This is a genomic window from Brevibacterium sp. RIT 803 (assembly GCF_016892625.1).
Taxonomy (GTDB): Bacteria; Actinomycetota; Actinomycetes; order Actinomycetales; family Brevibacteriaceae; genus Brevibacterium.
Genome location: NZ_JAFEMW010000004.1, coordinates 400,676 through 420,633, shown reverse-complemented (window position 1 = coordinate 420,633; position 19,958 = coordinate 400,676). Strand labels below are relative to the sequence as shown.

The following is a 19,958-nucleotide window of genomic DNA, read 5'->3' as shown; positions in this document are numbered from 1 at the left end:
CAGGACGCCGAGCCCCATGAGCCTCAGAGCTCGAGAGTCGAGCGGTTCGTCGTGCCGCCTCGGCGGAGGGAGATTGCGATGATGAGGACGATGAGCCCGAGCAGGCACAGGCCCACACCCACCCAGGCCGGGGCGCGGTAGCCCAGGCCGGCGGTGATGACGATGCCGCCGAGCCAGGCACCGAGGGCGTTGGCGAGGTTGAACGCGGCATGGTTCATGGCAGCCGACAGGCTCGGGGCGTCGTGGGAGTCGCGCAGCAGGCGCATCTGCAGCGCGGTCGTGATCATCGAGCCGGCGATGCCGATGAGGAAGAGAGCAATGATCGCGACGGCCGGGATCTGGGTGAAGGCGCCGAACGCGGAGAGCACGATGGCGGAGAGGATCATGCCGCCGATGCCAGAGCGTTCGATGGACTTGTCGACGAGGGGCCCGGCGATGAGGGAGCCGGCGGTCATACCGAGTCCGTAGACGGCGAGAACCCAGGGGATCGCGACCTCGGGGACGCCGGCGACGTCGGTCATGGTCGGGGCGATGTAGGTGTAGACGGCGAACATGCCGCCGAAGCCGACGGAGCCGGCCACGAGGGTGAGGATGATCTGCGGTCGGGCCAGGGCCTTCATCTCACCGCGGGCCGAGGGCACGCCGCGAAGCTTCACGCGGGGGACGCCGACGGCGACCATGATGACTGTGAGGATGCCGAGAGCGGCGACGAGGGCGTAGGCACTGCGCCAGCCGAGCATGTTGCCCAGGGCCGTGGCGATGGGGACGCCGACGATGTTCGCGATCGTCAGACCCAACATCACGCGTGCCATCGCTCGCCCGCGGCGGTTCGGGGCGACGAGCGAGGAGGCGACGATGGCGCCGATGCCCAGATAGGCGCCGTGGGGCAGTCCGCTGGCGAAGCGCGCAATGTTGAACAGGGTCGCGTCGGGGGCGAGCATGGAGGCGACATTGCCGAGGGCGAAGAGGCCCATGAGGCCCAGCAGCAGGTTCTTGCGGTCCATGTGCGCAGCGATCGTGGTGATCAGGGGCGCCCCGACGACGACGCCGATGGCGTAGAACGACACGGCGTGGCCGGCCTGGGGCACGGTGATGCCGAGTTCGCGAGCGATATGGGGCAACAGGCCCATCGTGGCGAACTCGGTCACACCGATGGCAAACGCGCCGATCGCTAAGGCGAAGACGGCGAACTTGTAGACCCGGCGTGGGTACGGCGCGTCGCTCATGGAGTTCCTTCGGGCGAAGTGAATGATTGGGACCGCGGTGACGCCCGAGGTCGGAGACTCAATCGGGCGATTCACTGCAACCGAACAAGCCTATTGCCCATCGACGGCCACCGACAGCCCCGCGGACGCAATGTGACGATTCGAACAGCGTCAGCCTTCTTCGTCCATCTCTGCCAGTGCCTGCGAAGCCACGGAGAATGCGGTGTTCGCGCTGGGCACGGAGCAGTAGATGGCGGATTGGAGGAGGACTTCCTTGATCTCGTCGCGGCTGAGCCCATTGCGCACGGCGGCCTTGACGTGCATCGCGAGCTCAGCCTCGTGGCCGCCGGCGATCATCGCGGTCAGCGTGATCGCTGATCGCATGCGCTTCTCGAGGCCCGGGCGGGTCCAGATCTCGCCCCAAGCGTAGCGGGTGATGAGGTCCTGGAAGTCGGCGGTGAAATCATCGACCTTCGCATTCGCGCGGTCGACGTGAGTGTCGGAGAGGACCTGGCGGCGCACGGTCATTCCGGCCTCGCGCACCTCGTCCCGGCTGGCTTCACGTGGACCGGAGGCAGTGGGCAGGTCCGCCGAGGCGGCGTCTGAGCTCTGTGGGCTCGCAGTGTTCCCGCCCGTGCTGTTTCCACCCAGGAAGTCGTGGAGCAGACCCGCGACGACCGCCGGAGCTTCGGCAGGCACGAGGTGGGCGGCACCCTCGATGACCTCGAGGAGGGCACCGGAGATGCCATTGGCGATCTCGGCGAGTTTGGTCGGTGGGGTCGGCTGATCCTCGGACCCGGCGACGGCGAGAACCGGCAGGGTGATCTCCGATAGGCGTGAGCGGACGTCGAAGGAGGCCAGTGCGTGGCAGAGCGCGGCATAGGAGAAGCGGTCCGCGTCCTGCAGCGAGTGCAGCAGGGCAGCCGAAGCATCGGGCTCGCGATCCATGAAGCCCTCACCGAACCAGCGCTGGGCCGAACCGATGACCTGTGTGGGTGTGCCCGAGGTGGCGACGACCTCCGCGCGTTCCTCCCAACCGCTGGCCTCTCCGATCTTGGCTCCGGTGCAGAACACGGCGGCACGATCGAAGCGATCACCGTGGTCGAGGGCCAGCTGCAGGGTGATCGCGCCGCCGATCGAATCACCGGCCAGGCTGATGCGGGGCGCAGCAGAACCGGCCACGTCGGGAAGGACACGGTCGATGGTGGTCAGGACCGCCTCGGCGAGGGCGCTCATCGTCAGTCTGGGCACCTCGGACGTGCCCGCGGGGACGTCGACCGGCGTCGAGCGGCCGTGGCCGGGCAGGTCGATGCCGATGACCGTCGTCGCAGGATCCGCGCCGCCGAGGTGGGTGGCAGCTGACTGCCACAGCGCGCTCACCGAGGTGCCCAGTGAGGGCAGGACGACGAGGACGCGCGGGTTCGCTGTGGCAGGGGCGGTCGGTGCGGCAAGGACAGTTGCGGTGAGTTCCACGTCAGGTCACTTTCTTGAGGCGAAGGGGAGGAGCCCCGGCGATACGGGCTCGGGTCCGTTGATGGTGGCAATGATGGACTGTCGGATGTCTTCGGCGTCGCCGAGGTAGTTGTCCGGAGAGAAGTAGCTCTCCAGATCGTCGTCGGCCTGACCCAGGGCTTCTTTGAGCGCGGCCACAGGATCACCACCAGGGGCGATGACGTCCTGAACCTGAGCCTTCGTCAGCCGGTCGCCGAAGGCGATGTTGAGGCGTTCGGCATAGATGCCGGGGCTGGCGGCGTCCACGTTCTTCCGCATCGCATCAGGCCTGACGCTCAGTCCTTCGACCATCGTCTGGAGCATGAAGAGAGAGGACACGGCCAGGCCCATGAGCTCGGACAGGGCAGGCCATTCGGCGTGCCAGGCTCCGTCGGAGCGCTCCTCGATCGCCTCGGCCGCGGTCGAGGTCAGTGTGGCCATGAGCCCGGGAGCGCGCATGCCGTTGCGGTGCAGGAGGACCGCCGAGGTGGGGTTGAGCTTCTGCGGCATCGCCGAGGACCCACCGGTCGCAGCCAAGCTCAGTTCGCCGACCTCCGGGCGGGTGCCGATGAGCACGTCTCGGGCGATTGAGGCCCCGACCGTCACACATTGGGTGAGGTGAGAGGCCCAGTTGAGGACCCGGACTCGGTCGGTGTGCCAGGGCACGGGAATGCTGGTGAGCGCGGCGTCGGGTCCGCGCAGCTGCACATGGAATTCGCGCAGCAGCGCCTCGGTCTGGGTTCCCGCGAACTCGCGGATCGCGGCTCGTGTGCCCGCAGCACCTCCGACCTGCACATAGTCGATGCGCGGAGTCAGGCTCTGAACCTCGTGGACCTCGGCGGCCCAGGAGGCGATCTTGAGCCCGAAGGTCGTCGGCAGCGCCGGTTGGGTCAGGGTGCGAGCCAAGCACACGGTCGAGGCGTGATCCTCGGAGAGCCCGACGAGCACCTCGGCGATGACGTCGAGGCGTGCATGAGTCTGGCGAGCGACTCGGGCCATGAGCAGTCCTAGCGCCGAATCCATGACGTCCTGACTGGTCAGGCCCTTATGCAGGGCACGGGACGCATCCGGACCGAGTCGTGAGCGCACGGTCTTGAGGAACGGAATGACCGGGTTGCCGCCGGATTCGGCGTCAGCGGCCAGTGTCTCGAGCTCGGCGGAGTCGGAGAGCAGCGACCGTGTGGTGGCTTCGATGCCCGCCACCGCTTCGGCACGGTCATCGGAGGAGATCAGCCCGGCATGTGCCTGAGCATTGATCCAAGCCGACTCCACATCGCCGAGTGCAGACACGAGGGCGACATCGTCGATGGCCTCGGCGCCTCGCAGGTCGCCCGGGGCGAACAGGAGGCGCGTATGGGCAGCGGTGTCAGTCATTGTGTGTCCTCTCCGGTGGCGGCAGCGGTGACTCGGTCTTCGTGAGTCCTGTCAGTCTTCGTGACTGGGGAACCGCAGGAATGGGGTCTCGCTCTCACCCTGCAACCGTATGTCGAAACGCAGTGATCCGTCAGCCCCGCGAGTTGCGATGAGACGGTCTCGCTCTGTCGCCTCGAGGGAGGACAGCAGCGGGTCGGCCGCCAGAGCCTCGGTGTCCTCGGGGAGGTAGATCCGGGTGAACAGCCTGTTCAGCAGCCCGCGGGCGAAGATGACGACGCTGATGAATGGTGCCTTGCCTGCCTCGGTCGGCCCTGGATTGAGGGTGGAGAAGACGTATCGGCCCTCCGGGTCGACCTCGTTGCGGCCGAAGCCGGTGAAGGTGAATCCGTCACGGCGCAGCGATCCCGAATTGCGGGAGACCTTGCCGTCCTCATCGGGCTGCCAGATCTCGAGGATCGCATCGGGGACGGGAGCTCCCGCCCCGTCGTAGACATAGCCGTGGAGCTGGACTGCTCCGGCTTTGGCTGGGGGAACGAGTTCATTGTCGCCGGGCCACGGCATGGCGTAGCCGTAGAACGGGCCGACCGTCTGGCCGGGTGTCGCGGTGAGCTTCTGGTCAGTCATCGTCCTCTTCTTCCATCCAGGTGCGGTTGCCTCCGGTGAGCACGATGTCCCAGTTGTAGCCCATGAGGAATTCGTGCTCGGTGATGGTGTGATCGTAGGTGGCGACGAGGCGGTCGCGGGCCTTCTGGTCGGTGATCGACTGGTAGATCGGGTCGAGGGCGAACAGCGGATCGCTGGGGAAGTACATCTGAGTGATCATGCGCTGAGTGAACTCGGAGCCGAAGAGCGAGAAATGGATGTGGGCCGGCCGCCACGCATTGTGGTGGTTCTTCCACGGGTAGGGTCCCGGCTTGATCGTCGTGAACGAGTAGGAGCCGTCGTCACCGGTCAGGGTGCGGCCGACGCCGGTGAAGTTCGGGTCGATCGGGGCCGGGTGCTGGTCGCGCTTGTGGATGTAACGTCCGGCGGAGTTGGCCTGCCAGATCTCAACGAGCTGGTTTCGGACGGGGCGGCCGTTGCCGTCGAGGATGCGACCGGTGACCTTGATGCGTTCGCCGATCGGCTCCCCGCCGGCCTGAATTGTGAGGTCGGATTCGAGGTTCGCTAAGTCGCGGTGGCCGAATGCGGGGGAGAAGAGCTCGATGGTCTCCGGATCCGTGTGCCGAGGGTCCTTCGTCGGGTGCCGCAGAAGCGAGGACCGGTACGGCGGGTAGTCCAGGCGCGGCTGTGTCTGGGCCGGTGTGCCGGCGGCGACTGCGTTCCTATGCTCGGTCTCGATGGCTTCGATCTCGGCAGACAGCGTCTGCTGTGACTCGGCCGCGTCGTCCGGGCCGGAGAGTTTCTGTGCTCCCATGTCGAACCTTTCTTCTCGGTGTGGGGGTTCTTTGTGCTGAGCCTGCTCAGCCCTTGGGCCAGCCCGTGTAGCACTCGGCGAGGTAGCGCCGGCCATGCTCGGATTCGAGGATCGAATTGAGTTCGCCGAGGCTGCGCTTCGTTTCGAACGCATCCTGGCTGGGGTCGGAGTGGAGCATCCGGGTCATCTGGTAGGAGAAGTTCTGAGCCTTCCACACACGTTTCGTTGCGGTCTGCGAATACCCGGCCAGAGCCTCGGCGTCGGAGTTCTTGAGCGCTGAGATCAGCGCCGGGGCAAGCACGGACACATCGGCGAAGGCGAGGTTGAGGCCCTTGGCCCCGGTGGGAGGAACGGTGTGGGCGCTGTCGCCGGCGAGGAACAGGGAACCATGCTGCATCGGCTCGGTCACGGCCGATCGGAAGGGCAGGATGTTCTTGTCGATGATCGCACCCGTTTTGAGCTGGAAGCCGTCGGGTCCCTCGACTCGGGACTGCAGCTCTGACCAGATGCGGTCATCGGACCAATCGGCCACCTCGGTGTCGGGGGAGGTTTGGAAGTACATGCGCTGTACGGACTCGCTGCGCTGGGAGATCAGGGCGAAGCCGCGTTCGGAACGGGAGTAGATGAGGACCTCGTGGCTGGCCGGTGCCTCGCAGAGGATCCCGAACCAGGCGAACGGGTATTCGTGGAAGAAGCGCTGCTTGGTGTCTGCTGGGATCATCGCCCGGCAGGGCCCGCGGGAGCCGTCGGTGCCGATGACGTAACGCGCATTGATCGTCAGTTCCTCGCCATCCTCGGTCCGCGCACTCACCCACGGCTGCTCGGTCTCGATATCGCCGATCGCGGTGTCGGTGACCGAGTAGAAGATGGGGCGTCCGGTGCGTTCGCGGGCGGCGGAGAGATCGACGAAGATCTCGTTCTGCGGGTAGAGCCACACGGATTCGCCGACGAGGCTCGGGAAGTCGAAGGAGTGGCTGACGCCGTCGACGCGGATGTCGATGCCGTCGTGGCGGTGGCCGGAGGTGTGCACGCGGGACTCGATGCCTTGGGCCTCGAGCATCCGCACGGACCCGGCCTCGAGGATGCCTGCCCGGTGAGTGTGGGCGATGTCGTCGCGGCTGCGGTTGTCGATGACGACCGAGTCGATTCCTGCATTGTGCAGCGTGTGGGCGAGCAGCAGCCCGGCCGGACCTGCTCCGACGATGGCGACGTCGGTCTGAAATTCTGGCACCTGGGCCTCCTTGCCGTATTTGTCCTCTCAGTGTGCGCCCAGTCACTGACACAAGGCGAGGAAGTTTTCAATGAATGAGAAGAATACCTGTGCCGACTCCAGTATCGGCGGGGATTCGGGCTGTGATGTTGACGAATGGTCAGATTGTTGAGCAGAATTGAGGGCGTTGTGTTCGCGAGGTGAGGTCTGAGCGTTTTTCTCAACCAGACTCGTCGGCAGATAGCTCAACACATGCATGTATCGTCACGGCAGCCAGCTGCCGACAAGCAGAAAGCTCATGAATGATCATCACCGGACTGATCGTCGGCTTGGCACTCGGGTTCGTCCTCCAGCGGGGACGTTTCTGTGTGACCGGAGCCTTCCGCGATCTCACGCTGACGGGAAACACGCGATGGTTCTCGGCGCTCATCCTCCTCATCGCCGTGCACTCGATCGGGTTGTTCCTGCTCAACGCACTTGGCGTCATCACCTTGGAGGCCTCGCCGTTCCCCTGGTTGGCGTCGATCATCGGAGGCCTCATCTTCGGCTTCGCCATGGTGCTGGCCGGCGGATGTGCCACCGGCACCTATTACCGTGCCGGTGAAGGTTTGGTCGGCAGCTGGTTCGCACTGATCTTCTACGCGCTCGTCTCCGCGGTGATGAAGAACGGTCCGCTCGCCTCGGTGACGGAGGGGCTGCGCTCGATCACGATCGAGAGCGGCACGCTCCAGGCATCGACGGGGCTGAGCCCGTGGGTCTTCGTTGCGATCATCTCCGCCGTGGCCATTGCCATCACCGTCCACCACAACAAGAAGACCGCCGCACCCGTTGCGACCCTGCCGCCGCTGAAGAAGGGCCTGGCTCATATCCTCACGGAGAAGCGCTGGAACCCGTTCGTCACGGCCGTCGTCATCGGCATCATCGCCACGGTCGCCTGGCCGCTCTCGGCTGCGACCGGACGCAACTCGGGACTGGGAATCACGACCCCCTCGGCGAATCTCACGACGTTCCTGGGCACGGGCGACTCCTCGCTCGTCGACTGGGGCGTCATGCTCGTCATCGGCATCCTCCTCGGATCGTTCATCGCGGCGAAGGCCTCAGGCGAGTTCCGGATTCGCGTTCCCGATCAGTCGACCGTGGTCAAGTCCATCCTCGGTGGAATCGGTATGGGCGTCGGTGCCGCGATCGCCGGCGGCTGCACCGTCGGCAACGCCATGGTCTCGACCGCACAGTTCGAATATCAGGGCTGGGTCGCGACCTTCTTCATGATCGTCGGCGCTGGAGTCGCCGCGAAATTCACCATCAGATCAGGAGCGCGGACAGGTGCCGCGCAGCCCGTAGAGAGCAGGAGCGTATGAAACAGGTATTGGAGACAAACGGTCTTGTCTGCCCCTTCCCCTTGGTTGAGGCCAAGGATGCAATCGGTGGAATGGACAACGGAGATGAGCTCGTCATCAACTTCGACTGCACTCAGGCCACCGAGGCGATTCCTCAGTGGGCGGCCGAGAACGGCTACCCCGTGACCCACTTCGATCGCACCGGCGACGCCAGTTGGACGATCACCGTGCAGAAGGCCTGACCGGCCACAGATCTCTTCTCAGTCACACGACCATCCCCATTGTCGAGGCGGCTCTGCGAAATTCGCAGGGCCGCCTCTGCTTCTGCGTAGTTTGGATTTCTCTTAACCCTACAGATGCCGCAGCGTCTCTGCCTTCTGTGCTGGAAAGCACAGATGTGATAAATGGCTATAATTGGAAAGTAACTATACGATAATAGTCAAGTCACCACTTCTGGTGTTTTGTGCACATATGTGCTTTTTCAAGGAGTCAGAATGACGCAGTCCACGACGCGTTCTCGCAAGTTCAAGGCCATCCTCGCGGGTGGCATCGTTCTGGGTGTCGGAGCTGCGGTGACGCTGGCCGCCTGGACGGACAACGAATGGGCCGAAGGGACCTTCGGTGCCGGTTCGTTCAACGTGCAGGGAAGTACCAATGGAACCGACTTCACCGATCACGAGAGCTCAGCGGGCGCCGCGGATCTCACCTTCGACCTCGACGGCGGCGATAATCTCACTCCCGGGGACACCGTGGCAGCTCCGTTCGTTCTCCGTCTCGATGATGCGACGACATACAACGCTAGCGTTGTCCTCGAGTCCGCTGCGGGCAGCGGTGCTAACGAAGCGAACCTGAGCTACGGGATCGTCGCGGTCGACGATGCCGCGTCGTGTACTGAAGGTGCAACGGGCACCACGGTCGTTCCGGCCGGTACAGCCTTGGATGCGACCATTGGCGCCCAAGGGTTTGACTTGACGGCAGGTGCAGGCAGCACGGCAGGCGCCCCCGTCGCTCTGTGCTTCCAGGTCACTGCCGGCGACGACCTGACCGAGGGTGACGCTGCCAGCGCCCAGTGGCAGTTCACCGCAACTTCTGCTGAATAACTCCAGCGGAATTCGTGCAGTTTCCGACGGATGCCTCTGGCGATCCGACCCCGTCTGAGCGGGTCTCGAACGAGACCCGCTCAGAGAGTCGACGCCGGAAACGGGAGCGTGAGCAGATCCGACGCCGACTGTACAACCGCCGGATCAAGGCGGTCCTCGCCGGAGGATTGGTCTTCGGCATCGGTGCGGCAGCGACATTGGCGGCGTGGACCGACACCGAGGAAGCGACCGGGTCGTTCAAAGCGGGCACGTTCAGCATTGATTTGTCGGTCGACGCCTCGAACTGGAACAACACGTCGACGATGACCTTCAACGCCACCGGGATGTACCCCGGATCGAAGGTCTACGCCCCGGTGTTCATCCGCACTACACCGGACACGACTATTGACGGTGAGCTGAAGATCTTGAGCGGAGGAACTGGCAGCACCAGCGGCATCGCCGGGGCACTGGTCTATCGTGCAGTGACGTCCTCCTATTCAACAGGTGGGTACACGTGCAGTGCCTCGACATTCACAGCATCGGCGGACTATGTCTACGGCGGCACTTCAGCTACGACGAATCTGTCAGAGAAAGACCGCCAAGGTGCAGGCTCGCAGTTGGTCGGAAAAGCCAGCAGTTCGGTGCGAGCCTACTGCTTCGAGGTCACCCTTCCGACGGACACTCCGAGCGTTGCCCAGGGCACGAGCGCGTCGAATACTTGGACATTTACTGCCAATTCGAAGACTCCGTCGTGACACATTCTCACGACCGTTCCCGGAGAAGGAGCTCGTCATCGTGGCTCGGCGGAGCACTGCTCAACGTCCTCGCCGCACTGGGTGTCGTGTGCATCGTCCTCGTCATTCTCAGCTTCGTCTTCAACGTGTCGATCATGATGTTCAAGACCGGGTCGATGAGTCCAACGATCACCGCTGGATCTATCGCGTTCGTCCACGAGATCCCCGCCGAGGAGATGGAAGTTGGAGACATCGTCACCGCCGACCGTGGTGAGAAGGTCCTGCCCGTGACCCACCGCGTGACGTCGATCCTAGAGACGGAATCCACATCCGGCACCGTCACGTTCGAGATGAAGGGCGACGCCAACGAGGCGAAGGACCCCGAGCCGTACACTGCGGACACCGTCCGCAAGGTCATGTTCTCGATCCCGGGGATCGCACCGGCGATCCAGAAGCTGCGCAATCCCTATGCTCTTGGCGGCATCACGATCGCAGCGTCCCTGCTCGTCGTCTGGGCGTTCTGGCCTCGACGCGAGGACGAGGACGACGCTGCCGACCGCGTTGACGTCGTCGAGGCACCCGCAAGGTCGGCCACGCACTCCGAACCGCAGTCAGCCGTAACCCGATCACCCAAGCACGCAGTGGCGCTTCCCGCCGTCGCGGCCATCGTCGCCGCCGGAACAGGAATGTTCGGGCCCTTACCGCAGGAACTCGCCGCAATCCCAGCCCCTGAGCCGGCATCGGCTGCTTCCGGTGCGGAGACCACTACCCCCGCCGAGGTGCACGGACAGTACCTGCGAATTCGGGCAACCGGAGACGAATCGACAATGCTCAGCCTCAGTCCCGGTGATTCGGCTGATTGGACGGTCGACGTGTGGGCCGATGCTCCCGACCCTGGAAAAGTGGAACTGGAGATCGGCTCCGGCCAGTTGTCGGAGGCCCTCGCGTCACAACTACTCGTTGACGTTCGCACATGTTCCCAGATCGTGCCGATGGATGAGTGCCCCGGCGGCGCGGCAGAGCCGGTCAGCGGCGTGGCACTGACCGACCTCGGTGCCGCGCCCGACTATGACCGGCGACTGCTCGAAATGCCCAGTGATGAGAAGCGCCGAGTTCAGGTGACAGTCACCATGAACAAGAACGCCGACGCCGAGGCGGTGGCAGGTCACCGCAGTGGAGTGCGCCTGACCGCCATCGGCCAAGGAGAAGAAGTCTCGCTCGGCCCCGGAGACCCGGGTGAACCCGGGCCACCAGGCAAGCCTGACCCCGGCGACTCCGACAACCCAGTCAACCCCGGCGACCTCCCGCGCACCGGCATCGAAGGATGGCTCTGGATCCTCCTTGCTGCCGGGGTGCTCATCGCAACAGGTTCAGCAGTTGTGCACAGAACACGCAGCAGGAGGAGACTGTGAGCAACCGCAGGCAATCGCTATTCCGGAACCGCCGAGTCCAAGCTCTCATCGCCGCCCTTGCCTTGGTCATGCTCGTCCTCGGCTTGTCTGGTGTGCGTTCGACGATGGCCGCTTGGACCGATTCGGAGAGGGCCAACGGGTCGTTTACGGCCGCGAAGGTTCCTGCTCCGACCTTAACGAAGTCCTGCGAGTACAGCCCCGGTGTTCTGGGTCTCGGGGCCAAGATCGAAGTCTATTGGAAGCTGCCAGCGGGCTACCAACTTAGTGACGTCGTCGTCGAAGCCTCCACTAGCGGCTTGGGATCAGTTCTGGCTCCGATTACAGGGTTCAGTCTCACCGGGAATACCACTTCCACCGGCGGCGGGACGTATACGACAGACGTCCCCGTCAATCTCCTCGGCGGACTGCTGGGCCTCGGGAGCGAACTGGAGATCGCGTTCTTCGCCAAGCACGCAAGTGGTTGGCGTTCTCAACCTGCTGCGGTTGCCAGCAACGCGGGACTCCTCGCAGGTCTGGGCGGCACCTGCCGCAACCTTACGGCCTAAACCCCCACCACAGTCTCCGAACCATCCGCCACGGTCAGCCGCATCGCCGTGTTCTGCTCAACGAGACTCCAGCCCCTATGGTCAAGGCCCGAGGACGACACGATCATCGCTCCGTGGTCGAAGCGCAGCCAGCTCATCCGGTAGTAGTGATCCTTGTGATCGAGCGACAGTTCACCACCGGTGCCGGAAGTGTCGAAGTTCTTATATGGAATCGGTGTTCCCGAAGTCGCATGGACGACGATCATCTCCTCGGCATTGAGGACGAGCAGATTGATCCCCGGATGGTCGAAGTCTGCCCGCAGCATCCGGACGGTCGCGATGGTGGCGTCGAACAGGGTGTCGCCCTGGCCCACGCGTCGCAAAATGAGGGCGAACATGATTGCAGTGTCCGTAGTTCCGTCGATGCGCTCGGCCTCGGCAGTCGTGACGTATTCGCGTAGGCGTTCGATCGGATGGATGGACCCGTTGTGCGCCAGGGCGATATTGTCGGCGAGGAACGGGTGCGAATTCTCGGTGAGGTCGACAGTCCCGTGCGTGGCCATGCGCAAGTGAGTGATCCGCGCGACCGTCGGACGGACGGTGAGGACTTCCGTGAGATGAGGGTCGTCTGCTCCCTCGTGCGGGGTGCGATACCTTTCAGGACGTCCTCCCCGAGACACGGTGTCCTGCACGTCGGAGCCGGGGTCGAAGGTGCCCGAGGTGGTTCCCTGCGGACGGGCCGATTCGGCTGAATCAGATTCCGGTCAGATCCACGCGGTGCCCCAGCCATCGACATGGAGTCGGCCCAAGTTCTGCCACTGACGACATTCCTCGGCACCGATGAGATCCGCTGCGCTCGCCGGAGTGGGGGAGATGTAGCCGAGAAGTCTGCACATGGTTCGTCGTTTCCTTCCGCAGGCCGTCTGCCTCGCCGAGGCGGCTGTGTCGTGTCCGCCTACGCCGGTGGATCTATCGACTGACAAGTGTGAATGAGTTAGACTCTAATTAACGGATACACGTTTAAGTGTTAATAAGGAGTTCGCGTCATGACGGATCTCAAGGTACCGATATCGTCGATGGGCAGTGAGGAACTGAACTGGTCACCGGTCAATCCGGACATGCTCAGCCGTCGGGAGGTTCAGCGCCAGACTGGGGCCTATCGTGCTGCCCTGGTGCCGGAGATCGCGCAGTGGGAGGGACGTCTGCCGGCTGAAGTACATGCTGACGTCGACGATGCCACCGGCGCTTTGGCTCGGGTCGACGGGTTCGCGTCCGGACGACTCGGCCCGAACGCTCGTATGGGCGGTCCGATGCCGACCATACTGCTGCGGACCGAGAGTGCATCAAGCTCACAGATTGAACAGCTGACAACATCTGCTCTGCAGTTGGCGCTGGCGTCCATAGATGAGACGGCGAAGGCCAATGCCACAACAGTTCTGGGCAACGTGCATGCCATGGAGACCGCGATCGGGATGTCGGGTCAGATGTCCCTCGAGTCGATTCTCGACATGCACCGTGCTCTGCTGGAAGGCGATCGAATGATGGCTTCCGAGGCCGGAGCACTCCGCGAGCAGCAGGTATGGATCGGGCCGGGAGGAAGTGGGCCGTTGCTCGCTGATTTTGTACCGCCGGCGCACCACCGAGTTCCTCCAGCGATGGACGATCTCGTCGCATTCATCGCGCGGGAGGATCTTCCCGTGTTGGTTCAAGCCGCCGTCGCACACGCGCAGTTCGAGACCATACACCCGTTCGCCGACGGGAACGGCAGGACTGGTCGCGCTCTGATCCACGCAATTCTCAAGGAGAAGGGCCTTGTCACCACCTCGGTAATACCGATTTCGGCAGGGTTGCTCACCGACATCGGAGCGTACTTCGCCGCCCTCGGTGCATTTCGCTCGGGTGATGCCGGACCCATCATTGTTCAGTTCACTCGTGCCGCTCGTTTCGCCAGCCATTCGGGCAGGCAGCTCATGGACGAGTTGCTCACCGTGCTCAATGAGATGGAGCACGCGCTGGCAGGGGTGAGGCGCGACTCGTCAGCATGGACTTTGCTGCCCATGCTGATTGCGCAACCAGCAGTGAATCTCAGTTTCGTCGCCGTTGCCCTCGGCACCAATCAGATGACGGCGATGCGTGCGGTCGACACGTTGGTCGATCGTGGCATTCTGCGCGAGGCGACCGGACGTAGAAGGAATCGCATCTGGCAGCAGCCCGGCGTACTGAGCGTTCTCGACGCATTCGCTGACGGCGCACGAAGAGGAGGGCTATGACTAGACTCGAACCATGAAGATCACGGTACTCGAGGGAGACATCACCGAGGCGTCCGTGGACGCGATCGTCAATGCCGCCAACTCAAGTCTGCTCGGCGGAGGCGGCGTCGACGGCGCCATCCACAGTGCCGCCGGACCCGAACTGCTCGAGGCCTGCCGGGAGGTACGCCGAACCAGCCACCCGCGCGGACTTCCCGCAGGTCAGGCCGTCGCCACGACCGCTGGTGCGCTCAAGGCCAAGTGGGTCATCCACACAGTCGGTCCCAACCGGAACCAGGGCGAGGCCGACCCCGAGGTGCTTGAGTCCTGTTTCGAATCCAGCCTCAACGCAGCCGAGGACCTCGGCGCCACCTCGGTGGCGTTCCCCGCCATTGGTGGGGGAGTCTACGGCTGGTCTGCCAGGGGCGTTGCCGAGGCGGCCCACGCCGTCATCGTCGACGGCCGCGAACGCGGGCGCTGGGAGTCCATCGCCGAGGTGGTCTTCGTCCTCTTCAGCGACTCGATGACGAGCGTGTTCTGCCAGGTATTCGACCACGACCAATGGTGAGGAAGATCCAATGAAGGTCCACGACGTCATCCCCGACATTCCGGTATCCGACATCGACGCCGCCCGAGGGTTCTACGAGGACTTCCTCGGTCTGGGCACCGAAGAGTTCAACCTCGGCTGGGTGGCCCGGTTCACCTCGGCGGAGACCGGAGCTCACGTCCAGCTCGTCACGAAGGACGCCACCGCTCCCATCACCCCGGTGCTTTCGCTCAAGGTCGATGACATCGAAGCCGCCTTCGCCGAGGCGGTTGATCGTGGCCTCGACATCGTCCATCCGCTCACCACCGAGGAATGGGGCGTGACACGCTTCTTCGTGCGCGATCCTGACGGCAACGTCATCAACATCACCCAACACCGAGTCACCGAAGACAGGGAATGAGGAAAACCGTGACAACGAAGTCATATACGCAGGCCGTCGCCGACGGGATCTGGGGCGCAGGTGCCGACCTCATCGGCTACATTCCCTCCGTCACCATCGCTCCTGTCATCGAGCATCTGGTCACCGCTGACGGCGGGACCGCTGGACGCGCGGAGCGAGTGAAGCCGCTCTCCCGTGAAGAGGAGGCAATCGGAGTCCTCGGTGCGCTGCCGCTGGCAGGGAAGTTCGGGGCCGTCATCATGCAGGACAACGGCTTCGGCAACAGCCTCACGGCGCTGACGACATTCTCGATGTCCTATCACCTGCCGCTGCTCATCTTCGCCAATACCCGTGGCGGCCCGGGTGAGTACAACTCGATGATCCACTCGATCAGCCAGCCCATGCCGAGGATTCTGCGCACGGCAGGACTCCAGGTTCTCGAGCTCGACCGGCGATCTTCGGCTGATGACTGGGAGCAGACCGTCGCCGAGGCGGGTGTTCACGCCCGTATGACCTACCGACCGGTCGTCGTCCTCGGCTCATTCTGGAGCACCGATGGGAAGGTGGCCTGAGACGAAACGCATCGAAGCACTCGACGTCCTCAACGAACTGACCGCAGAACTGCCCGTCGTCGTGACCTGTGCCGCGACCAGCCGTGAGCTGGCGTCCGTGGAGAACCGGGACAACCATTTCTACGTCCTCGACTCGATGGGCCTCGTCGGCTCCATCACCACCGGCCTCGCCCTGGCGGCCAAGGACTCGGACCTGCCCAAAGTCATCGGTCTCGAAGGCGACGGATCCTTGCTGATGAACCCGAACGTGCTGCCCACCGGCGGATTCCTCGGTGCCGAAAAGCTGTTCCTCATCCTCCTCGATAACCAGGTGTACGGATCGACCGCAGGGCTGCCGACCTACTCCTCACGCGTCGACCTCGGCGCACTCGCCCAAGCCGCGGGCTGGACGGTCGGCCGAGCCGCGGACGAATCTCAGCTGCGCGGCGAATTCGCTCGTCTGCTGACGACGACAGGGCCGACGCTGCTGCATGCGAGCATCGAAGCAGGCAATGCCGCCGACATTCCCAAGCTCCTTGTCGACCCGGTGGTCCTCGCCCACCGTTTCCAGACATGGCTGACAGTGAGAATGGGACCTCACACAGCCGTATAGCCGCCGTCGATGAGGTAGTAGGCGCCGGTGACGAACGACGCGTCATCGGAGAGCAGGAAGTTCACGACCTTGGCGACCTCCTCGGCGGTGCCCAAGCGGCCGAGGGGGTGCTTGGCCTTCAGTCCTTCGAGACTCTCCGAGTCGAGACTGCTCTCGACCAGCGGCGTGGTGATGTAGCCGGGTCCGACGGAGTTGATCCGCAGACCCTGTGCGCCATATTCTGCAGCGGCGTTCTTCGTGATCCCGACGACGCCGTGCTTCGCGGCGGTGTAGGCGCCGCTGTTGATCGCCGCGACCGAACCGTGGATCGAGGCCATGTTGACGATGGCACTGTCCTTGGCGCCGGCCTTGAGCATCGCGGGGATCTGGTAGCGCATGCCGTAGAGCACGCCGTTGAGGTTGATGCCGATGACCTTGTCCCAGTCATCGAGGTCAGTCTCCCCTGCGGGCGCGGGCGCTCCGCCGATGCCGGCATTATTCACGGCATAGTTGAGGCCGCCGTATGTGTCGACGGCGAATCTGACGACCTTCTCAGAGTCTTCCTTCGCAGCCGTGTCCTGCTTGATCGCCGAGGCGGTTCCACCGCTCTCGGTGATCTCATCGACGACTCGCCGGGCTGCCTCGAGATCGATGTCGGTGACGACGACCTTCGCGCCCTTGGCTGCGAGTTCTTTGCTGATGGCCTCGCCGAGTCCGGATCCTCCGCCGGTGACGAGCGCGACCTTGTTCGTGAAATCTGCCATTGCGATGACCTTCTTCCATTCTTCGATGAACCATGCTCTGTGGCTCTCACCTGGTCCAACGAAGCTCAAGGTGCCGAAATTCCGTCTGCTCGGTCACGTCGTCTGCGCCTTCCCTTGCCACTGCCGATCGCCAGTGGTTCAATGGTGAGAAAGTGATTGTCAAACGCAATCACTTCTGCTCAAGGAGGAGCGATGGCAAGAGTCACGTGGGGTTTCACGAGTTCACTCGACGGGTTCATCACCGGCCCGAATCATGACATGTCCTGGATGGCCGGACTCGGGTCGCTCTCAGACGGCACCGTCGAGGACCTCGCATCACAGGTCGCCGTCATCATCTCCGGTCGTCGCGGCTACGACGCGGCCAAGGCACAAGCGGCCGAGCGCGACGAACTGACTTCCGAAGCCTATGGCGGAGCGTGGGAAGGCACCGAGTTCATCCTCACCCATCGCCCCGAGGAGCTCGCCGAGGACTCGACGATCACAGCCGTGAATTGCTCAATCGCCGAGGTGGTCGATCGGGCCCGGGCCATCGCCGGAGATCGTGACATCCAGATCATCAGCGCCGACATCGGTCGGCAGGCGCTCGAGGTCGACCTCATCGACGAGATGCAGGTCTTCGTTGCGCCCATCTTCCTCGGCGACGGCACACGTATCTTCGACGTCCCAGGCGGCAGGCGCGTCTATTGGGAACTCATCGCAGAGGACGAATCCAACAAGGACGCGTGGTTTCGCAGATTTCGCCCGAAGCAGCCGTAGGCCTCGGGGCGTCAGGCCTCAGGCCTCGCGCCTGCTCAGCTCCCACAGAGTGCGCATCGCCTCGTCATCGAAGTCCTCGCTGGACGAGCCGTCGGGTTCAGAGTCGTGGACCTCGGTGTGCAGCTGTTCCATCTTGCGATCAAGCTGGCCGGCCACCTCGGCGGCCCGAGTGAGTTCCTCGACGAGCCGATCGGGAACTTCGCCTGCGAACTTGTAGTGGATCTTGTGTTCCAGACTGGCCCAGAAGTCCATGGCGATGGTGCGGATCTGGACCTCGCAGATCACCGGGGTCGGGCCGCCGCTGAGGAACACGGGCACCTCGAGGATCGCATGCAGGCTCTTATAGCCGTTGGGCTTGGGGTGGGCGATGTAGTCCTTGATCTCCACGACCCGAACATCATTCTGCGAGGTCAGCATGTCGAGCACATGATAGGTGTCGGCGATGAAGGTGCAGGTGATACGGATGCCCGCGATGTCGGTGATCTTCGTGCGGATGACATCGAGGTCGAGGGGAAGCTCACGGCGATTGACCTTCTCGAGCAGACTCCGAGGTGATTTCACTCTCGAGGTGATGTGTTCGATCGGGTTGTAGCTGTGCGTGTGGGAGGACTCTTCGCTGAGGATTGAGATCTTGGTCAGCAGCTCGTCGATGACGAAGCGGTGTTCCATGAGCAGTCTGGAGAAGTCGCGCCGCAGGGCTCGCACGCTCGAGACTTGGCCAGGAGTCAGCGCCATGCTCGAGGGTGGGATTCGATCAGTCATCGTTCTCCATGGCTGGGCTGTTGAGGGAGCTGGGCTGTTGAGGGGCGCCCGATCAGTCTATCGGGGGCAGACCCCTATCCTGTGTCAGTCCCGCGGCGTACCTTTGGAACATGTGCAGGAACATCAGAACCCTTCATAACTTCGAACCCCATGCGACCTCGGACGAAGTGCACGCCGCAGCGCTGCAGTACGTGCGCAAGATCGCGGGCACGACGAAGCCCTCCCACGCCAATGCGGAGGCCTTCGAAGCGGCCGTCGACGAGATCGCTCACACGACTCAGCATCTCCTCGACGCATTGGTGACCACTGCTCCGCCGAAGAACCGTGAGGTCGAGGCCGAGAAGCGACGAGCCAGATTTGAGGCGCGCACATGACGGCGCTCGGGCTCATCCTCGCCGGTCTTGCTGCGGCTCTGCACGTCTTCATCTTCTATCTGGAATCGATTGCCTGGATGAGTCCGCGTGCTCGCGCGACGTTCGGCACCAGCGTGGAGGAAGCCGGGGCCACGAAGTCGATGGCCTTCAACCAGGGCTTCTACAATCTCTTCCTCGCCCTTGCAGTATTCATCGGCATCATCGTCTGCCTCGCTGGCGCACCGGTCATCGGCCTGACTCTCGTGTTCACCGGCGTCGCCTCGATGCTGGCGGCGGCATTGGTGCTCGTGTCCTCGTCACCGAGCCTCGCTGCTTCGGCGATCAAGCAGGGGCTCCTGCCTCTGTTGGCGGTGGCGAGCCTCGCCATCGGCATCGCAGTCTGAGCCGGTGCTCAGGAGCTGGCCCTGATCAGTCCACCACTGATTTGCCCTGAGCCTCGAGATCCTTCGTGATCCCCGCCGAGGCGGTGCGCAGGGCCTGCATGATCGCCGGTCCACCCACATGGTGCTCGGAGTCGACGACGACGCCGATGCCGGCGATCGTCAGCCCATGGCTGTCGAAGACGGGCACCGCTATACCGGTGGTGCCGTCATCGATATGTCCGGCAAGCTCTGCGAAGTGATAGGTCCGGATCGTGGCCAGCATCTTCCGCAGCACAGCCGGATCGGTCGTCGTCTTCGCGGTGATTGCGGCCAGCGGTCCGCGCAGGTAGGCCTCCCGCACGTGCTTGGGGGCGTGGGCGAGCAGCACCAGCCCACACGAGGACGCATGCGCAGGGAGTCTCCCCGCTGTCTTCGAGCGGTGGATGACCGCGGTCGGCTTGGACATCCGCTCGATGATGAGGACCTCGCGTTCGCGCAGGATCCCCAGCTGGGTGTTCTCGCCGACGAAATCGTGGACGGCCATCATGTGCGGTCTGGCCACGGTCGCCAGATCGACGGCGTCGGAGGCGCGGTTCGACAGCTCCCACATTCCCACTCCGATTCGCAGCCGCCCGCCGGGGTCGCGCTGCAGCAGATTGTGCCGCATCATGTCGTTGATCAGCCGATAGGCCGTGGACTTCGGCAATTCCGCTCGTGCGGAGAGCTCGTCGGTGCTTAGACTCTGATGATCGGGGTCGAACGAGCCGAGGACTCGAACCAGCCGATCGATCATGGAATCGCCCGATTGAGAGTTCGCCATGTCCGCAATCGTATCCCCA

25 protein-coding genes are annotated in these 19,958 nt (G+C 63.8%); 14 read left to right on the top strand and 11 right to left on the bottom strand.

The window, feature by feature from the left end:
• Positions 1-23: 23 nt before the first annotated feature.
• The 6 genes from JTF07_RS15050 to JTF07_RS15025 form a co-directional block, all read right to left on the bottom strand.
• Positions 24-1,226 carry an MFS transporter gene (locus JTF07_RS15050; RefSeq protein ID WP_204235021.1) on the bottom strand — a complete coding sequence of 401 codons (1,203 nt, stop codon included), beginning with the start codon at positions 1,224-1,226 and terminating at the stop codon, positions 24-26.
• A gap of 150 nt (positions 1,227-1,376) precedes the next feature.
• Positions 1,377-2,678 carry a bifunctional 3-oxoadipate enol-lactonase/4-carboxymuconolactone decarboxylase PcaDC gene (gene pcaDC, locus JTF07_RS21045; RefSeq protein WP_204235020.1) on the bottom strand — a complete coding sequence of 434 codons (1,302 nt, stop codon included), beginning with the start codon at positions 2,676-2,678 and terminating at the stop codon, positions 1,377-1,379.
• Between the two features lie 6 nt (positions 2,679-2,684).
• The gene (locus JTF07_RS15040; RefSeq protein ID WP_204235019.1) at positions 2,685-4,070 is read right to left on the bottom strand and encodes a lyase family protein; all 1,386 of its coding nucleotides are present in this window, start codon (positions 4,068-4,070) and stop codon (positions 2,685-2,687) included.
• Positions 4,071-4,121: 51 nt separating this feature from the next.
• Complete coding sequence (gene pcaG, locus JTF07_RS15035) at positions 4,122-4,694, bottom strand: protocatechuate 3,4-dioxygenase subunit alpha (protein WP_204235018.1); 573 nt, start codon at positions 4,692-4,694, stop codon at positions 4,122-4,124.
• Entirely contained in the window at positions 4,687-5,487 is an 801-nt protein-coding gene (pcaH, locus tag JTF07_RS15030) for a protocatechuate 3,4-dioxygenase subunit beta (protein ID WP_204235017.1), read from the bottom strand. Before pcaH ends, pcaG begins: the two co-directional genes overlap by 8 nt.
• 46 nt (positions 5,488-5,533) lie before the next feature.
• Positions 5,534-6,718, bottom strand: coding sequence for a 4-hydroxybenzoate 3-monooxygenase (locus JTF07_RS15025; protein WP_204235016.1), 1,185 nt, complete (start codon positions 6,716-6,718; stop codon positions 5,534-5,536).
• Between the two features lie 281 nt (positions 6,719-6,999).
• Between JTF07_RS15025 and JTF07_RS15020 the strand changes: the two genes are divergently transcribed.
• From JTF07_RS15020 to JTF07_RS14995, 6 genes are all read left to right on the top strand, one after another.
• Positions 7,000-8,055, top strand: coding sequence for a YeeE/YedE family protein (locus tag JTF07_RS15020; protein ID WP_204235015.1), 1,056 nt, complete (start codon positions 7,000-7,002; stop codon positions 8,053-8,055).
• Positions 8,052-8,276 carry a sulfurtransferase TusA family protein gene (locus JTF07_RS15015; RefSeq protein WP_101598479.1) on the top strand — a complete coding sequence of 75 codons (225 nt, stop codon included), beginning with the start codon at positions 8,052-8,054 and terminating at the stop codon, positions 8,274-8,276. Before JTF07_RS15020 ends, JTF07_RS15015 begins: the two co-directional genes overlap by 4 nt.
• Positions 8,277-8,528: 252 nt before the next feature.
• Positions 8,529-9,134 (top strand): SipW-dependent-type signal peptide-containing protein, encoded by a 606-nt coding sequence (locus JTF07_RS15010; protein WP_204235014.1) that lies wholly within the window; start codon positions 8,529-8,531, stop codon positions 9,132-9,134.
• Between the two features lie 14 nt (positions 9,135-9,148).
• Positions 9,149-9,868, top strand: coding sequence for a SipW-dependent-type signal peptide-containing protein (locus tag JTF07_RS15005; protein WP_164513941.1), 720 nt, complete (start codon positions 9,149-9,151; stop codon positions 9,866-9,868).
• A complete protein-coding gene (locus tag JTF07_RS15000; protein WP_114384526.1) occupies positions 9,865-11,259 on the top strand; it encodes a signal peptidase I in 1,395 nt (464 codons plus the stop codon). The genes JTF07_RS15005 and JTF07_RS15000 overlap by 4 nt, the downstream gene beginning before the upstream one ends.
• On the top strand, positions 11,256-11,804 hold the full coding sequence (locus tag JTF07_RS14995; protein ID WP_204235013.1) for a SipW-dependent-type signal peptide-containing protein: 549 nt from the start codon (positions 11,256-11,258) through the stop codon (positions 11,802-11,804). Before JTF07_RS15000 ends, JTF07_RS14995 begins: the two co-directional genes overlap by 4 nt.
• Here JTF07_RS14995 and JTF07_RS14990 read toward each other — a convergent pair.
• Positions 11,801-12,463, bottom strand: coding sequence for a class II glutamine amidotransferase (locus JTF07_RS14990; protein WP_353843984.1), 663 nt, complete (start codon positions 12,461-12,463; stop codon positions 11,801-11,803). The two genes, JTF07_RS14995 and JTF07_RS14990, sit on opposite strands and share 4 nt — an antisense overlap.
• An 84-nt stretch (positions 12,464-12,547) precedes the next feature.
• Complete coding sequence (locus JTF07_RS20690; protein WP_258771912.1) at positions 12,548-12,679, bottom strand: hypothetical protein; 132 nt, start codon at positions 12,677-12,679, stop codon at positions 12,548-12,550.
• Between the two features lie 150 nt (positions 12,680-12,829).
• On the opposite strand from JTF07_RS20690, the gene JTF07_RS14985 reads away from it, so the two are divergent.
• From JTF07_RS14985 to JTF07_RS14965, 5 genes are read left to right on the top strand one after another with little or no spacing between them, the layout of a single operon-like run.
• On the top strand, positions 12,830-14,053 hold the full coding sequence (locus JTF07_RS14985) for a Fic family protein (protein ID WP_204235011.1): 1,224 nt from the start codon (positions 12,830-12,832) through the stop codon (positions 14,051-14,053).
• A gap of 13 nt (positions 14,054-14,066) precedes the next feature.
• Positions 14,067-14,600 carry an O-acetyl-ADP-ribose deacetylase gene (locus tag JTF07_RS14980; RefSeq protein WP_114384530.1) on the top strand — a complete coding sequence of 178 codons (534 nt, stop codon included), beginning with the start codon at positions 14,067-14,069 and terminating at the stop codon, positions 14,598-14,600.
• 10 nt (positions 14,601-14,610) lie between these two features.
• Positions 14,611-14,979 carry a VOC family protein gene (locus JTF07_RS14975; protein ID WP_114384531.1) on the top strand — a complete coding sequence of 123 codons (369 nt, stop codon included), beginning with the start codon at positions 14,611-14,613 and terminating at the stop codon, positions 14,977-14,979.
• A gap of 8 nt (positions 14,980-14,987) precedes the next feature.
• Positions 14,988-15,530, top strand: coding sequence for a thiamine pyrophosphate-binding protein (locus JTF07_RS14970; protein WP_114384532.1), 543 nt, complete (start codon positions 14,988-14,990; stop codon positions 15,528-15,530).
• Entirely contained in the window at positions 15,514-16,122 is a 609-nt protein-coding gene (locus JTF07_RS14965; protein ID WP_204235010.1) for a thiamine pyrophosphate-dependent enzyme, read from the top strand. Before JTF07_RS14970 ends, JTF07_RS14965 begins: the two co-directional genes overlap by 17 nt.
• Here the strand turns inward: JTF07_RS14965 and JTF07_RS14960 are convergent.
• Positions 16,107-16,865 (bottom strand): SDR family NAD(P)-dependent oxidoreductase, encoded by a 759-nt coding sequence (locus tag JTF07_RS14960; protein ID WP_204235009.1) that lies wholly within the window; start codon positions 16,863-16,865, stop codon positions 16,107-16,109. The genes JTF07_RS14965 and JTF07_RS14960 overlap by 16 nt on opposite strands.
• 192 nt (positions 16,866-17,057) lie before the next feature.
• On the opposite strand from JTF07_RS14960, the gene JTF07_RS14955 reads away from it, so the two are divergent.
• Positions 17,058-17,621: a dihydrofolate reductase family protein gene (locus JTF07_RS14955; protein WP_204235008.1), complete on the top strand. Its 564-nt coding sequence runs from the start codon at positions 17,058-17,060 to the stop codon at positions 17,619-17,621.
• Positions 17,622-17,639: 18 nt separating this feature from the next.
• Here the strand turns inward: JTF07_RS14955 and JTF07_RS14950 are convergent, their stop codons facing one another.
• Positions 17,640-18,383: a GTP pyrophosphokinase gene (locus JTF07_RS14950; protein WP_204235007.1), complete on the bottom strand. Its 744-nt coding sequence runs from the start codon at positions 18,381-18,383 to the stop codon at positions 17,640-17,642.
• 110 nt (positions 18,384-18,493) lie between these two features.
• On the opposite strand from JTF07_RS14950, the gene JTF07_RS14945 reads away from it, so the two are divergent.
• Positions 18,494-18,757 carry a DUF2277 domain-containing protein gene (locus JTF07_RS14945; protein ID WP_204235006.1) on the top strand — a complete coding sequence of 88 codons (264 nt, stop codon included), beginning with the start codon at positions 18,494-18,496 and terminating at the stop codon, positions 18,755-18,757.
• The gene (locus tag JTF07_RS14940; protein ID WP_204235005.1) at positions 18,754-19,140 is read left to right on the top strand and encodes a DUF1304 domain-containing protein; all 387 of its coding nucleotides are present in this window, start codon (positions 18,754-18,756) and stop codon (positions 19,138-19,140) included. The genes JTF07_RS14945 and JTF07_RS14940 overlap by 4 nt, the downstream gene beginning before the upstream one ends.
• Before the next feature lie 25 nt (positions 19,141-19,165).
• Here the strand turns inward: JTF07_RS14940 and JTF07_RS14935 are convergent, their stop codons facing one another.
• Entirely contained in the window at positions 19,166-19,939 is a 774-nt protein-coding gene (locus JTF07_RS14935; RefSeq protein ID WP_204235004.1) for an IclR family transcriptional regulator, read from the bottom strand.
• Positions 19,940-19,958: the final 19 nt, after the last annotated feature.

Coding starts and splice junctions, on each gene's coding strand:
- JTF07_RS15050 (WP_204235021.1), bottom strand. CDS start 1,226: ATGAGCGACGCGCCGTACCCACGCCGGGTCTACAAGTTCGCCGTCTTC.
- JTF07_RS15040 (WP_204235019.1), bottom strand. CDS start 4,070: ATGACTGACACCGCTGCCCATACGCGCCTCCTGTTCGCCCCGGGCGAC.
- pcaG (WP_204235018.1), bottom strand. CDS start 4,694: ATGACTGACCAGAAGCTCACCGCGACACCCGGCCAGACGGTCGGCCCG.
- pcaH (WP_204235017.1), bottom strand. CDS start 5,487: ATGGGAGCACAGAAACTCTCCGGCCCGGACGACGCGGCCGAGTCACAG.
- JTF07_RS15020 (WP_204235015.1), top strand. CDS start 7,000: ATGATCATCACCGGACTGATCGTCGGCTTGGCACTCGGGTTCGTCCTC.
- JTF07_RS15015 (WP_101598479.1), top strand. CDS start 8,052: ATGAAACAGGTATTGGAGACAAACGGTCTTGTCTGCCCCTTCCCCTTG.
- JTF07_RS15010 (WP_204235014.1), top strand. CDS start 8,529: ATGACGCAGTCCACGACGCGTTCTCGCAAGTTCAAGGCCATCCTCGCG.
- JTF07_RS20690 (WP_258771912.1), bottom strand. CDS start 12,679: ATGTGCAGACTTCTCGGCTACATCTCCCCCACTCCGGCGAGCGCAGCG.
- JTF07_RS14985 (WP_204235011.1), top strand. CDS start 12,830: ATGACGGATCTCAAGGTACCGATATCGTCGATGGGCAGTGAGGAACTG.
- JTF07_RS14980 (WP_114384530.1), top strand. CDS start 14,067: ATGAAGATCACGGTACTCGAGGGAGACATCACCGAGGCGTCCGTGGAC.
- JTF07_RS14975 (WP_114384531.1), top strand. CDS start 14,611: ATGAAGGTCCACGACGTCATCCCCGACATTCCGGTATCCGACATCGAC.
- JTF07_RS14965 (WP_204235010.1), top strand. CDS start 15,514: ATGGGAAGGTGGCCTGAGACGAAACGCATCGAAGCACTCGACGTCCTC.
- JTF07_RS14960 (WP_204235009.1), bottom strand. CDS start 16,865: ATGGCAGATTTCACGAACAAGGTCGCGCTCGTCACCGGCGGAGGATCC.
- JTF07_RS14955 (WP_204235008.1), top strand. CDS start 17,058: ATGGCAAGAGTCACGTGGGGTTTCACGAGTTCACTCGACGGGTTCATC.
- JTF07_RS14950 (WP_204235007.1), bottom strand. CDS start 18,383: ATGACTGATCGAATCCCACCCTCGAGCATGGCGCTGACTCCTGGCCAA.
- JTF07_RS14945 (WP_204235006.1), top strand. CDS start 18,494: ATGTGCAGGAACATCAGAACCCTTCATAACTTCGAACCCCATGCGACC.
- JTF07_RS14940 (WP_204235005.1), top strand. CDS start 18,754: ATGACGGCGCTCGGGCTCATCCTCGCCGGTCTTGCTGCGGCTCTGCAC.
- JTF07_RS14935 (WP_204235004.1), bottom strand. CDS start 19,939: ATGGCGAACTCTCAATCGGGCGATTCCATGATCGATCGGCTGGTTCGA.